Consider the following 12,311-nt stretch of genomic DNA (forward strand, 5'->3'; position numbering starts at 1 on the left):
GAAGCTACGCTGCCGCTCTGCCCCCGAGGCGGTCGCTTGTTCAAGGGAGCACATCGATATGAGCGAGCACGGAAAAGCTGCGCCAGGCAGTTCGGACGGCGCGTTATCCCGCCTGCGTCCGCCCTACGCCTCGGTGCTCGACCTCATCGGCCAGACGCCGGTGGTCGAACTGACCAAATTCGACACCGGCAAGTGCCGGCTGTTCATCAAGCTCGAAAGCCAGAATCCAGGCGGCTCGATCAAGGACCGCATTGCGCTGTCTATGATTTCCGCGGCCGAGAAGGAAGGCAAGCTCAAGCGCGGCGGCACCATCGTCGAGGCGACCGCCGGGAATACCGGCCTCGGCCTCGCCCAGGTCGGCATCCCCAAGGGCTACCGCATCATCCTCGTCGTGCCCGACAAGATGTCGCGCGAAAAGATTCAGCATCTGCGCGCGCTCGGCGCCGAAGTGCGCATGACGCGCTCCGATGTCGGCAAGGGCCATGCCGAATATTACCAGGACATGGCCGAGAAGATCGCATCGGAAACGCCCGGCGCCTTCTACGCCAACCAGTTCGCCAACCCGGCCAACCCCGAGGCGCATGAGACCACCACCGGACCGGAAATCCTTGCCCAGCTCGATGGCGACCTCGACGCCGTGGTCGTCGGCGTCGGCTCCGGCGGCACGCTGACCGGGCTTGGTCGCTACTTCGCCAGAACATCGCCGAAGACCGAAATGGTGCTGGCCGATCCCGTCGGATCGGTGCTGGCGCCGCTGATCAAGACCGGCAAGATGGAAGAGGCTGGCAGCTGGACCGTCGAAGGCATCGGCGAGGATTTCGTGCCGCCCAATGCCGATCTGTCGCTGGTCAGGAAAGCCTATTCCATTCCAGACAAGCAGAGCATGCTGGCCGTGCGGGACCTGCTTTCCAAGGAAGGCATTCTCGCCGGCTCGTCTTCCGGCACGCTGCTGTCGGCCGCGCTTCGCTATTGCCGCGAGCAGACGACAGCAAAACGCGTCGTCACCTTCGTCTGCGACAGCGGCAACAAATATCTGTCCAAGGTGTTCGACGATTTCTGGCTGGCCGAGCAGGGGCTGGCCGAACAGGAACAGCATGGCGATCTGCGCGACCTCGTCATGCGCTCGCACCGCACCGGCGACACCGTTTATGTCGGCCCCGACGAAAGCCTGCTCAACGCCTATGGGCGCATGCGCCGCTCCGATGTCTCGCAGCTGCCGGTGCTGGACAATGGCAAGCTGGTCGGCATTATCGATGAGGGCGACATCTTGGCCAAGGTCGACGGCCCCTATGACGGCCGCTGGGACCGCTTCAACGCCCCGGTGCGCACCGCCATGACCTCCAATCTGCACACGCTGCAGCCCAATCAGACGCTGGATGCGCTGCTGCCGGTGTTCGACCGCAACGAGGTCGCCATCATCTTCGATGGCGACGAGTTCGTCGGCCTGATAACCCGTATCGACCTGATCAACCATTTGAGGCGCGCACGATGACTGCTGAAACATCCCCATCGGGCAAGAACCGCCTGGCTTTTTCCACGCGCACCATCCATGGCGGCCAGAGCCATGACCCGCTGACCGGCGCGGTGATGGTGCCGATCTACGCGACCTCGACCTATGGCCAGCAGTCGCCCGGCGTGCACAAGGGGTTTGAGTATGCCCGCAGCCAAAACCCGACCCGCTTTGCCTTCGAGCGCTCGGTGGCCGATCTCGAAAGCGGCTCGGCCGCCTTTGCATTCGCGTCCGGCCTGGCGGCGATCTCGACCGTGCTCGAGCTGCTCGACAGCGGCGCCCATATCGTTGCAACCGACGACATCTATGGCGGCTCGTTCCGGCTGATGGAGCGGGTGCGCAGGCGCTCGGCCAATCTGCAGGTGAGTTTTGTGGACTTCACCGATCTGGCGGCGGTGGAAGCAGCGATTCGCCCGGAGACAAAACTGCTCTGGGTCGAAACTCCGACCAATCCGCTGCTGCGTATCGTCGACCTCGAAGGCGTTGCGGCACTCGCCAGGCGCAAAGGGGTTTTGACGGTCGCCGACAACACGTTCTGCAGCCCCTACATCCAGCGGCCGCTTGAACTCGGCATCGACATCGTCGTCCACTCGACGACGAAATATCTCAACGGCCATTCCGACATGGTCGGCGGCGTCGCCATCGTCGGCGACAACAAGGATCTAGCGGCCCAGCTGAAATTCCTGCAGAACGCCATCGGCGCCATCTCCGGTCCCTTCGACAGTTTTCTCGCGCTGCGCGGCATCAAGACACTGGCGCTCAGGATGGAGCGGCATTCCACGAACGGCCTGAAGATTGCGCAGTGGCTGGAGGCGCGAAAAGATGTGCGCCGCGTCGTCTATCCCGGCCTGGCCAGCCATCCGCAGCACGCCATCGCCGTCCAACAGATGCATGCTTTCGGTGGGATGATCTCGGTCGACCTCGACCGCGACCTCGCCGGCACCAAACGCTTCCTCGAACGGACGCAACTGTTCACGCTGGCTGAAAGCCTCGGCGGCGTCGAAAGCCTGATCGAACACCCGGCGCTGATGACGCACGGCTCGATCCCGGCGGAAAAGCGCGCGGAAATCGGCATTTCGGATTCGCTGGTGCGGTTGTCGGCGGGGATAGAGGATGGCGATGATCTGATCGCCGACCTGGACCAGGCGCTGCGGGGGTAGGCGTACCGGATGCGTACCGATGACAATGAGGGGCGGCGCTGACCGTCGAGATTAAATCCCAATCCGCCGCGCGTTAACACATTCAGCAGCTTTTGCTTAACTCTTCGCCGCTATGTCCCGCCCCGGGGAGGCATGGCGAGAGTGAGTGTGATGGACAACAACCCGGAAAAGCGCAGCGAATGGCGCGCCATTTTTTATGTGCAGGCCCGCGTGGCCATCCTGTTTGTCCCGGTCGTCGCCAGCCTTCTGATCATTGCCGCTCTTGCCGGCAACGACCACAGTTCCGACGCCCTCGACCGCACGGTTACGGGCTCGGTGAAATAGCGGCACGGCCGTCGGCTTGCCTGCCCGGGAACGGCCGCCTCAGAAAAACTTCGGGATCGGGCCGTTCTGCGGCGTCACGTCGCCTTCCAGGTCGATGAACGCCTCGTCGACAAAGCACCAGGCCCAGCCTTCCGGCGGGTCGTAGCCTTCGATGACCGGATGCTTGGTGGCGTGGAAATGCTTGGTGGCGTGGCGGTTGGGCGAGTCGTCGCAGCAGCCGACATGGCCGCAGGTACGGCAGAGCCTGAGATGCACCCACATCGAGCCGCTCTTCAGGCACTCCTCGCAACCGAGCGCGCTCGGCGTCACAGTCTTGATGTCGCGCGTGTGTTTGCATTCATCCATTATGCTCTCCTGGCCAGTTCGGGCGCTGCTGCGTCGGGTCGCGCGAGATAGGCGTGCAAGGCAGCCACCACCTGGGCGCCTTCGCCGACGGCGGCGGCGACCCGCTTGACCGAGCCTGCGCGCACGTCGCCGATGGCGAACACGCCGCTGCGGCTGGTCTCCATCTGGCCCGCCCCTATGTCGGCGCCGGTGCGCACGAAACCCCTGGCGTCGAGCGCGATATCGCACCCAGCCAGCCAATCGGTGTTGGGGTCGGCGCCGATGAACAGGAAGAGATGCTGGATCGGGCGCGTCTCGACGCCGCCGGGGTTGCGCCAGCGCAACTGGGTGAGATTGCCGCCTTCGCCTTCCAGCGCCTTGATCTCTGTCTCGCCAAGCACCTCGATGTTCGGTTGCGCCTCGATACGCTCGACCAGATAGCGCGACATGGTTTCCCTGAGGCCGCCGCGGCGCGCCAGCATCGTCACCTTGCGGACCTGGCTGGCGAGATAGACCGCCGCCTGCCCCGCCGAATTGCCGGCGCCGACCAGCGCCACTTCTTGCCCTGTGCATAGCCGCGCCTCGATCGGCGAGGCCCAGTAATGCACCGACGTGCCCTCGAACTCGGCCAGCTTGGCGATGTCGAGGCGGCGGTAGCGGGCGCCGCTGGCGATCACCACCGTGCGCGCGCGCAGGCTTTCACCGTCGCCGACGGCGAGCGTGTAGCCCTCGCCTGCTGCACCGAGCAGCTTGGCCTCGTCGGGGATGACTATTTCGACGCCGAATTTCTGCGCCTGGTTGTAGGCGCGCGCCATCAGCGCCATGCCGGAAATGCCGGTGGGGAAACCCAGATAGTTCTCGATGCGCGCGGAGGCGCCGGCCTGGCCGCCGAAGGCGCGGCAATCGAGCACGATGGTCGACAGCCCTTCGGATGCCGCATAGACCGCGGCCGCCAGCCCCGCCGGCCCGGCGCCGACAATGGCGACGTCATAGACCATGTCGGGATCGATCGGCCGCAGCAGGCCGATGCAGCGGGCAAGTTCGGTTTCGCCGGGATTGTGCATCAGCTTGCCGTTGGGGCAGAGCACGATCGGCAGATGGTGCGGGTCAACATGAAAATGCTCAATCAGCGTCTTGGCGCACGGGTCGCTGTCGGAATCGAGCGCGCGGTGCGGCTGGCCGCTGCGGCGCAGAAACCCCTGCAGCCGCAGCGTGTCGCCATTGCCGGCCGGGCCTACGACGATCGGTCCGCTGCTGCCACTTTCCAGGAGCCCGACGCGGCGCAGGATCAGCGCCCGCATGATCCGCTCGCCAAGGCTTGCCTCCTGCACCATCAGGTCGCGCAGCCGCTGCGAGGGGATGACGAAGGCCTCGACCGGCTCGGCCGCCTCCGCATTGACCAGCGACGGCCGGCTGGAAAGCTGCGCCAGCTCGCCGATGAAATTGCCTGGGCCATGGGTGACGATGGTCTCGCGCCGGCCGGGCCTGACATCCTGGGTGATATCGGCCGTGCCCGACAGGATGACGATCAGCCCCGGCGCCACAGTGCCGGCGGTGACGATGTGCTCGCCGGCGGCATAGGAACTCGCCTCGCCGAACCGGCGCATGCGCTCGATATCGGCGTCGCCCAGGATGGGAAACATCTGGTCGCGGCGGGTGACGGTGATCGGCTGGGTGGGTGGGGCCATAGGTAGAACGTAGCGCCGAGACGGCCGGGTTTGAAGTGGTTTGTTGGAGGACTGGCCGGAAGGGGAGGTGGCTCCCGCGCCAACTGGTTCGGATGCTTCGCATGGCCCCGCGCTGCAAGGCAAACAGCGCGCCGACCAGTGCGACCTTTATAAGGGCGAGCCCGAGCAGTACCGTCGGCAGTCCTCGCTCACCAGTATGCTGCAAGAGCAGCGCGCCGACGGACGGCGCCGCGGCTATCGCGTTACGCCAAGCGCCTGAGGTGCGGTGGTATCCTCGGGCTCCCCGAAGGCAGATCCTGGCGAAATCCCATTCGTCACATCTTTGTAGAGCGCTATCGGATGCGGGCGCCCCACCAGATATCCTTGGATTTCGGGACATCCTTCCTTCATCAGGAAGGCACGCTCGTCCTCTGTTTCGACACCCTCCGCGATGACAGGCAAGGCCAGCGCATTCCCCAGGCTGAGTATCGTGCGCACGATGGCGGCCGATTGGACATTCGAGCCGACACCCGAAACAAAACTGCGATCGATCTTGATCTTGTCGAAGGGAAACGCCTGCAACGAGGACAGCGAGGCATACCCGGTGCCAAAATCATCCATCGAGACCCTGACGCCCAACGCCTTCAACCTCCGCAAAACCGACAAGGCAGTTGCCCGGTCGCGGATGAGAACCCCTTCCGTGATTTCCAGTTCCAGCCGCCCCGGAGCAAGGCCGGTCTCGTAGAGGATAGAATGAACGAGGCCTACCAGGTCCCCGAAACGGAATTGCACGGGAGAGAGGTTGACGGCGATCTGCAGCGGTGAGGGCCAGGAGGCCGCGTCTCTGCACGCCTGCCTGAGCGTCCATTCACCTATCTCAACGATCGTGCCATCCTGTTCGGCAAGCGAGACAAACGCGTTTGGCGAGATGAGCCCATGCTTTGGATGGTGCCATCGGGCGAGTGCCTCGAAACCGAAGATTTCGCCGTCCATCCTGGCTTGCGGCTGATAATGAAGCACAAGTTCGCCATGGGCGACCGCAGAGCGCAAATCTCGCTGCAAGGCGTAGCGCTCTCTTAGCCTCTTATCCATCTCAGGATCGAAGAATTGCACCATTCGACGACCGTCCGCCTTGGCCCGGTACAGCGCTGCGTCGGCATTTGCCATCAGCGCCGCGGCATTCTCTCCGTCTTTCGGATAGATCGCCGCGCCGATGCTCACCCCGATCGAAATGTGCTGGCCTCGGATTTCGAATTTGCCTGCCGCCGATTCGAACAGACGGTCCGCAACGTCCTTGGCACTCGCGGACCGGTCATCCATGGCCAGGACAACCGTGAATTCGTCGCCGCCCATGCGCGCGATAAAGGCCTCAGGCGCCGCGGTTTGGAGACGCCGGGAAATGGTGCAAAGCAGATCGTCGCCGGCGGCGTGCCCGAAAACGTCGTTCGCCTCTTTAAAATGGTCAAGGTCGATGCTGAAGACGGCAAAGCTGGCGTGCGTTGCTTTTGCGCGCTCGAGCGTCGTGGCCAGGTGTGCTGCAAGCGCGGCTCGGTTCGCTAGGCCGGTAAGCGGATCGTGGTGCGCGAGATGCGCGATTTCCTCATGCCGTGCCATCAGTTCGGTGCGCGCTACGTTCATGTTCTCGCGCGCGTCGTCCAGGCCGTGGGCGGCTTCCCTCACCTTGTCCTGGAGCAGGTTGAAGCTTTCGGCCATCTCTCCAAGTTCGTCACGAGAGTTTACCGTAACCGGCATGATATTCACGGAGGCATGCGCCGCCGCGAGGTCTCCCCGCCCCAGGGCGACCATGGCCAGAGAGAAGTCCTTCAGCGTTCCGGATGTCAGACGCTTTGCCGCGTTGCTCACCTCTGTCGCCGAATGGGTGATCATTCCCGGCAAGATCAGGCCAACGCTGATGGTCAGCAGCGCGACAACGACAAAAATGTCCTCCAGCGCGGCGACCAATGAAGTGTCGCCTTGGGGAACGCTGCCGATCGCCAGGAAATAGCCGGCACCGTCAAGCACGAGCACAAAAAGCATGGCTCCGGTAAGCTTCAGGTGAAGCGTATGTGGCAGCAAGGGTAGACCGAGTGCGTATCGATCCTCCATCGTGCGCCAGGCGTAGAGCGCAGCACCCGAATATGCCAAAGCCAGACCGAACAGGACGGTAGGAAGGCCAAATTGCTGAAATCCCAATATGGCGGTCAACAGCCATATTGCAGCCGCGCCTACGCCAAGGATGATCGTTCCCCTGGGAGCCCGGAAGGGTCGCTCGGCTTCGGGACTGTCACGGCGCAAGAGCCAGACTGCGATGTTTGGCATGCAGATGCTGATCAGGTACGTAAAATTGGCCGCGGCGATCATCCAGAGCGGATACCCGCACAGCATGAAGCCGATTGCCGCGGCAGCTGTGAGCAGCGTTGCCGCCCAGGGACAATCTGTTGAGGTGCGCCTGGCCAGGAAGCTCGGCAGCAGGCCGTCTTCGCTCAGCTGCGCAAGGGTCCGCGCGGCGCCTGCCAATGGCTGCAACGTTCCATGGAACATGTTCAGCATGATGAGCCAGATGGCGGCCGCCTTGCCGAAACTCCCCAACAAGGGCGCAAAGGTGGGCCCGAGAGCTATGGCGAGGTCGGTGCCGAGCGGCTCCGGTCCAAGCACACCCAGCCAGACAACCGGCAGGACCAGGAAATAGACGCCCGCCATTGCGGCGCTGGCCCACATCGCCAGAGGAATGTTGCGGTTGGGATCGATGGTTTCGCCAACATGGCAGGCTGCAGCCTCAAATGCCGGTGCGGCAAACCCGATCAGGTACAGTCCCGCCATCACCGACGTGATGTCGCCGAACAGGCCGGTAAACGGGCTGGTCAGGGCAAAATCCGTCGCCTGCCGCCAGTCGACCGAGCCACTGATGACCGGGACGAGGGATGAGAGAAACGCAAGCGTCGCGGAGGCCGTGGCGATCGGGATCGCCAGTTGGACCACCCACTTGATTCCACACAGGTTGACCGCCGTAAAGAATGCGATAAGCCCGCAGGCGACCGCCTCCACGGGGAGGCCCGGCAGGTACCATTGCTGGATTGCAGACGCTGAAAGAACCGCTGTCAGTCCGCAGGTCGGCACCCAACCCCACCAATAGCAGGTGCCCGTCAGAGCCGAGAGAACGGGACTGTAAGGTCGGAAGGCTTCGGCGCACGCTGCGGAGATACCGCCGACGCGGTTTGGCCACATGAGAACCAATTCGGTCCACGCCGGTGCGGCGGCCCAGCTTAGAAGCAGACCAACAACGAGCAAAGGAACCGCGGCGCTTCCTTGACCGGGAATATTCCCCTGGCCGACAAAAAGGGCGGCAATCAGAAACAGGCTTTGATTGCTGCCACCCATGGCGAGCGCTGTCGTGCCCATCCATCCCAAGGTTCTCGGGTGCGGTCGTGAAGGCGTGAGGCCCGGCATTCAGAGACATCCATTCGAGTGCGGAGCGCTGTCTGACTGGCGAATGTAACCTGCGGAGATATGTCTGTCGAACGTCGCGCTCCCGAAGTCAAAGTTGGACCTTAGGTGAGACGTATTAAGACTTCGTACAAAACCAGATCCGCCCGATGATCGCTGTCAACTTGCGGTAGCTGCGGTTCAATCATGCTGATGCCGGCCCGAATGGATCGATCTCCTCAAATCTGGGATATCATATCAATTTTATCTAATCGCCCACTATGAGGGATAGTCGCGAATACAGCCTAATATCGATTATTATCGACAAATCTCGCGATTGCGGCGCTATCATCCGAAGGCGGCTGAAATCGACTGTAGATCGCTAATCACATTGACCGCTTTTGACTTCGTACCTCGCCATCGCGGGCAAAGACCAAGACATCACGCCGTGCCTCAAGCTGGAGCTAACTTGTGCGAGCACGCCCATAGCCCTGCGTTGCAGGGCAACAGCGCGCCGACCACGCTGGGCGCGGCGGTCGGTTTTGGCGCGCTGGTGGGTCCTTCCCAGGCCGGCGCCCGTACGGTCGATATGGCGATCGCCCGCTACCATCATCCGATCTGCACCAAAATGGCCTCGGTGACATTTCTGACCATAGGCGTGGCGACGCTCTGGACCGGCCTGCCCGGTTCTGCCGGCCGCGGTGATTTTCTATGGCGCCCGCATCGGCTAGCATGGCCGGGTATCGTCACATGCGGCGACATGGTGTTCTGGACGATGCTTGAGCGCGACGCGACCTCGCCAGCGGGCACGCCTTCGACGCCGGCCCGTAGCAGGAATGTGTTCAGCACCAGAACACTTGGGATCAGCGTTGCGGGAGCCTGCACACGTGAGTACTCCGCCTCACGAGCCTTCCGGCTGGTCCTCGAGGACGAACGACGCTGCAATCAGGTCATCGCCGCTGATGCGGCCACTGCCGCCAACCATGATGGATGCGACTTTCTGAAAGGTCTTCATGTCGGCCTCTGTTATGCGCGCATCGCGCATTCTCGCCCTGAGAGAACCCAAGCGGGTATCAAGGGCTGGCGATGTCTCGACGTCATCGATCATCTTCGATCATCCTGGATCGCAATGTGAAATCCGCTGCCCGCCGCCATGGCCGGCGGCGGGCGGCAGCTATTCGATCAGTCGTAGACCTTCACAATTTTCCGGGTGCTGGGATCGACCAGGACGGTGCGGTTGTCGACCACGACGTAGCGGTATTTGACGTTGGGAACTTCGTGCAGCTCGACCGTATCAGGCAAGGCACTGCCGACGTTCAGCTCCACGCCCGGGATCTTCACCGAGGCCAGCGGCTGCTTTTTTACGTATTCGCGGACGACCGTATCCTGCTCCGGTGTGATGACGACATCCTGAGCTGCGGCGGCGCCGACCCCAGCCAAAAGCAACAAGCCTGCAGCGGCACTTGCAAAGTGGATTTTCATGGTTTTCTCCTCGCGTAATCCGGCGACGGCACCACGCCTGTTCGCCGAGGGACCGAACTTGAGATCAGCCAGATTGTTCCTGTGACTTCAGTCCGCGGCGAACCAGACCAAAGTCGGATATCAGCTAAGACCCAAGTCCCGAGGCGGAACGTTCAAGCGGGGCAGGCGTTTCCCAAATGCAACTAAATAAAACAGGAGAGGAACACATGGCCGACGGCCCAACTGTTGTTAATTCTGGTGGTGGGGGCGGCACTGCAATTGCTGTTGTTCTTGCACTTATTGCAGTCGTAGTATTGCTTATTTTTACCGGCGTCATCAATATCCGCGGCGACGGCGGCAAGGATATCAACGTCAAGGTTGAAGCGCCAAAGGTGGAAGCTCCGGCTGCACCCGCAAAGCCTGCGGCACCTGCCCCAGCCCCTGCGAGTGGCGGCTGATCTGCTCGTATCCACGCTTCCGAACTGACCTATGAAAAGGAAATTCCCATGACCAGATATTTCGTCAGCGCCGCCGGCGCCCTCGTCCTTATGGCGGGCATCGGCACCTCGTTTGCCGAGGACGTTATTGTTCTCAAGCCCGAACAACAGACGGTCATTCGCGAATATATCCATAAGCAGAAGCTGGCCTCAGTCAGTTTGCTCGGCGTCGAACTCAATGTCGGCACGGCACTTCCAGACACTGTCGAGCTCCACGCAATCGACGTTCCGGATGTCCGCTACAAGTATACGGTTGTCGGAGATCATGCGGTTCTCGTCGATCCCGACACGCGCAAGGTCGTGCAGATCATCGAATAACGCGCGAGCCCGCCGCTCCGGTCTGGAGCGGCGGGCTGTGGCTGCCCTGTGAAAGTCTACGGGCAGCCTTTTCTCAACGGGAGGATGTCTGATGTTTAGCGACAAGGAAACTTGGGTCCTGGAAGCTGCCTTACTCGCGGCAATTCCAATTTGCGTAGCCGTCACCGCACTCGTGGCATTTTTGACCGCGGCCTGGATATGAATCGCTTCCTGTTTGTGATGGGCGACTTTCTATCCCGGCCACCGGGCTTCTATGTCCTTCTTGTAGCCATGCTGCTCTGTACTGCATTGGTGCCATTCGGCCTGACCAATGTGGTCACCTACGCATTGTCGGTAGCGGCCATCGTGATCACCGGCGTTGTGCTGATCCAGGGTTACCGCGACACGGCCGCCATTCACGCCAAGCTTGATGAGATTATCGTTTCGCTGAATGAGACCAGAAACGATGTCGTCGGCTTGGAGCATGCCGAGCCGGAGGAGATTCGGGAGAAGCTCCAGACACTCGAAGAAGAAGCAATGAAAGCGGTTCGCCCGCCGCATTGACCCTCCGCTGGACTATCTGTCATCCATCAACAAAAAAGCCCGGAAAACCGAGCTTTTTTGCTTCGCGTCTAAATCATTTCGGACTTATCCGAAACGGGAATTTGGTGCCCAGAAGAGGACTCGAACCTCCACTCCTTGCGGAACACGGACCTGAACCGTGCGCGTCTACCAATTCCGCCATCTGGGCTGGTGCGGGCTCATGTAAGCGGGCAAACGATATGTGTCAACGCGCTTTTTCGAGGGCCGCAGCCTGCCGGCTTAGTTTCCCGGGGGTCAACGCCGCCCCTCACCTGCCTGCCGGCATCCTCTCCCCGCACAGTGACGGGGAGAGGGGCGCTCTCATCGATGATCTTCGCCGGTCACCTGCGTCACAAGAAGAGCGCCGAGGCTGGCAATGAGGGGCAGCGCCGACTCGGCGAATGAGTTGGCCGAAAACCTCACCCCTCCAGCACGTCCTTCGACGCCACACTGGAATCGGCGTTGAGCTTGTAGATCACCGGCACGCCGGTGCCGAGCTCGAGCTTGACGATCTCCTCGCCGCTCTTGCCGTCCAGCGCCATGATCAGTGCGCGCAGCGAATTGCCATGCGCGGCGACCAGCACGGTGCCACCCTTCAGCACATGCGACTGCATGTCGTGAAGATAATAGGGCCAGACGCGGGCGCCGGTGTCCTTCAGGCTTTCGCCGCCGGGCGGCGGCACGTCGTAGGAGCGGCGCCAGATGTGCACCTGCTCCTCGCCCCACTTCTGGCGCGCGTCGTCCTTGTTGAGGCCGGAGAGATCGCCATAGTCGCGCTCGTTCAGCGCCTGGTCGCGGATCGTCTTCAAATCGCTCTGGCCGACCGCGTCGAGAATGTGCTGGCAGGTCTTCTGCGCCCGGATCAGCGCCGAGGTGAAGGCAATGTCGAATTTCAAGCCGCGTGCCTTGAGCTTCTGGCCGGCTTCCTTGGCCTCCTTGTGGCCCTGCTCGGTAAGGTCGACATCGCGCCAGCCGGTGAACAGGTTCTTCAGGTTCCATTCGCTCTGGCCGTGGCGCACGAGCACGAGAGTTCCCGACATGTTTGCTCCTTCAAAATTATGGATGG

12 protein-coding genes and 1 tRNA gene are annotated in these 12,311 nt (G+C 62.1%); 7 read left to right on the plus strand and 6 right to left on the minus strand.

Annotated elements, in window-relative coordinates; genetic code table 11:
* Positions 1-58: 58 nt before the first annotated feature.
* The 3 genes from AC3EML_RS03990 (at position 59) to AC3EML_RS04000 (ending at position 2,994) form a co-directional block, all read left to right on the plus strand.
* Positions 59-1,492 (plus strand): pyridoxal-phosphate dependent enzyme, encoded by a 1,434-nt coding sequence (locus tag AC3EML_RS03990; protein ID WP_352520705.1) that lies wholly within the window; start codon positions 59-61, stop codon positions 1,490-1,492.
* Positions 1,489-2,670 carry a trans-sulfuration enzyme family protein gene (locus AC3EML_RS03995; RefSeq protein ID WP_352520704.1) on the plus strand — a complete coding sequence of 394 codons (1,182 nt, stop codon included), beginning with the start codon at positions 1,489-1,491 and terminating at the stop codon, positions 2,668-2,670. Before AC3EML_RS03990 ends, AC3EML_RS03995 begins: the two co-directional genes overlap by 4 nt.
* A 132-nt stretch (positions 2,671-2,802) precedes the next feature.
* On the plus strand, positions 2,803-2,994 hold the full coding sequence (locus AC3EML_RS04000) for a hypothetical protein (RefSeq protein WP_196814852.1): 192 nt from the start codon (positions 2,803-2,805) through the stop codon (positions 2,992-2,994).
* 39 nt (positions 2,995-3,033) lie between these two features.
* Here the strand turns inward: AC3EML_RS04000 and AC3EML_RS04005 are convergent, their stop codons facing one another.
* The 3 genes from AC3EML_RS04005 to AC3EML_RS04015 all read right to left on the minus strand — a co-directional run bounded on the left by AC3EML_RS04005 (position 3,034) and on the right by AC3EML_RS04015 (position 8,432).
* Complete coding sequence (locus AC3EML_RS04005) at positions 3,034-3,339, minus strand: UBP-type zinc finger domain-containing protein (protein WP_023698083.1); 306 nt, start codon at positions 3,337-3,339, stop codon at positions 3,034-3,036.
* Positions 3,339-5,006, minus strand: coding sequence for an FAD-dependent oxidoreductase (locus AC3EML_RS04010; RefSeq protein ID WP_023745894.1), 1,668 nt, complete (start codon positions 5,004-5,006; stop codon positions 3,339-3,341). The genes AC3EML_RS04005 and AC3EML_RS04010 overlap by 1 nt, the downstream gene beginning before the upstream one ends.
* Before the next feature lie 234 nt (positions 5,007-5,240).
* Positions 5,241-8,432, minus strand: a complete 3,192-nt coding sequence (locus tag AC3EML_RS04015) for an amino acid permease (RefSeq protein WP_352520703.1) — start codon at positions 8,430-8,432, stop codon at positions 5,241-5,243.
* Between the two features lie 445 nt (positions 8,433-8,877).
* Between AC3EML_RS04015 and AC3EML_RS04020 the strand changes: the two genes are divergently transcribed.
* Positions 8,878-9,543: a hypothetical protein gene (locus AC3EML_RS04020; RefSeq protein ID WP_352520702.1), complete on the plus strand. Its 666-nt coding sequence runs from the start codon at positions 8,878-8,880 to the stop codon at positions 9,541-9,543.
* Between the two features lie 47 nt (positions 9,544-9,590).
* On the opposite strand, the gene AC3EML_RS04025 is transcribed toward AC3EML_RS04020, so the two are convergent.
* Positions 9,591-9,890 (minus strand): DUF1236 domain-containing protein, encoded by a 300-nt coding sequence (locus AC3EML_RS04025; protein WP_023681215.1) that lies wholly within the window; start codon positions 9,888-9,890, stop codon positions 9,591-9,593.
* Between the two features lie 206 nt (positions 9,891-10,096).
* On the opposite strand from AC3EML_RS04025, the gene AC3EML_RS04030 reads away from it, so the two are divergent.
* The 3 genes from AC3EML_RS04030 to AC3EML_RS04040 all read left to right on the plus strand — a co-directional run bounded on the left by AC3EML_RS04030 (position 10,097) and on the right by AC3EML_RS04040 (position 11,227).
* Positions 10,097-10,327 (plus strand): hypothetical protein, encoded by a 231-nt coding sequence (locus AC3EML_RS04030; protein WP_033001362.1) that lies wholly within the window; start codon positions 10,097-10,099, stop codon positions 10,325-10,327.
* Positions 10,328-10,375: 48 nt separating this feature from the next.
* A complete protein-coding gene (locus AC3EML_RS04035) occupies positions 10,376-10,684 on the plus strand; it encodes a DUF1236 domain-containing protein (protein ID WP_023681217.1) in 309 nt (102 codons plus the stop codon).
* Between the two features lie 198 nt (positions 10,685-10,882).
* Positions 10,883-11,227 (plus strand): low affinity iron permease family protein, encoded by a 345-nt coding sequence (locus AC3EML_RS04040; protein WP_023672069.1) that lies wholly within the window; start codon positions 10,883-10,885, stop codon positions 11,225-11,227.
* A 102-nt stretch (positions 11,228-11,329) separates the two neighbouring features.
* On the opposite strand, the gene AC3EML_RS04045 is transcribed toward AC3EML_RS04040, so the two are convergent.
* Positions 11,330-11,414: transfer RNA gene (locus tag AC3EML_RS04045), tRNA-Leu, on the minus strand.
* Positions 11,415-11,664: 250 nt separating this feature from the next.
* Positions 11,665-12,285, minus strand: a complete 621-nt coding sequence (locus AC3EML_RS04050; RefSeq protein ID WP_352520701.1) for a 2,3-bisphosphoglycerate-dependent phosphoglycerate mutase — start codon at positions 12,283-12,285, stop codon at positions 11,665-11,667.
* Positions 12,286-12,311 lie beyond the last annotated feature (26 nt).

The sequence above is a fragment of the Mesorhizobium sp. P170090 genome (genome assembly GCF_057786115.1).

Excerpts from the sequence above, each read along its gene's own strand:
- AC3EML_RS04005 (WP_023698083.1), bottom strand. The coding sequence starts at position 3,339 with ATGGATGAATGCAAACACACGCGCGACATCAAGACTGTGACGCCGAGC.
- AC3EML_RS04000 (WP_196814852.1), top strand. The coding sequence starts at position 2,803 with ATGGCGAGAGTGAGTGTGATGGACAACAACCCGGAAAAGCGCAGCGAA.
- AC3EML_RS04030 (WP_033001362.1), top strand. The coding sequence starts at position 10,097 with ATGGCCGACGGCCCAACTGTTGTTAATTCTGGTGGTGGGGGCGGCACT.
- AC3EML_RS04050 (WP_352520701.1), bottom strand. The coding sequence starts at position 12,285 with ATGTCGGGAACTCTCGTGCTCGTGCGCCACGGCCAGAGCGAATGGAAC.
- AC3EML_RS04040 (WP_023672069.1), top strand. The coding sequence starts at position 10,883 with ATGAATCGCTTCCTGTTTGTGATGGGCGACTTTCTATCCCGGCCACCG.
- AC3EML_RS04015 (WP_352520703.1), bottom strand. The coding sequence starts at position 8,432 with ATGCCGGGCCTCACGCCTTCACGACCGCACCCGAGAACCTTGGGATGG.
- AC3EML_RS04035 (WP_023681217.1), top strand. The coding sequence starts at position 10,376 with ATGACCAGATATTTCGTCAGCGCCGCCGGCGCCCTCGTCCTTATGGCG.
- AC3EML_RS04025 (WP_023681215.1), bottom strand. The coding sequence starts at position 9,890 with ATGAAAATCCACTTTGCAAGTGCCGCTGCAGGCTTGTTGCTTTTGGCT.
- AC3EML_RS04010 (WP_023745894.1), bottom strand. The coding sequence starts at position 5,006 with ATGGCCCCACCCACCCAGCCGATCACCGTCACCCGCCGCGACCAGATG.
- AC3EML_RS03995 (WP_352520704.1), top strand. The coding sequence starts at position 1,489 with ATGACTGCTGAAACATCCCCATCGGGCAAGAACCGCCTGGCTTTTTCC.
- AC3EML_RS03990 (WP_352520705.1), top strand. The coding sequence starts at position 59 with ATGAGCGAGCACGGAAAAGCTGCGCCAGGCAGTTCGGACGGCGCGTTA.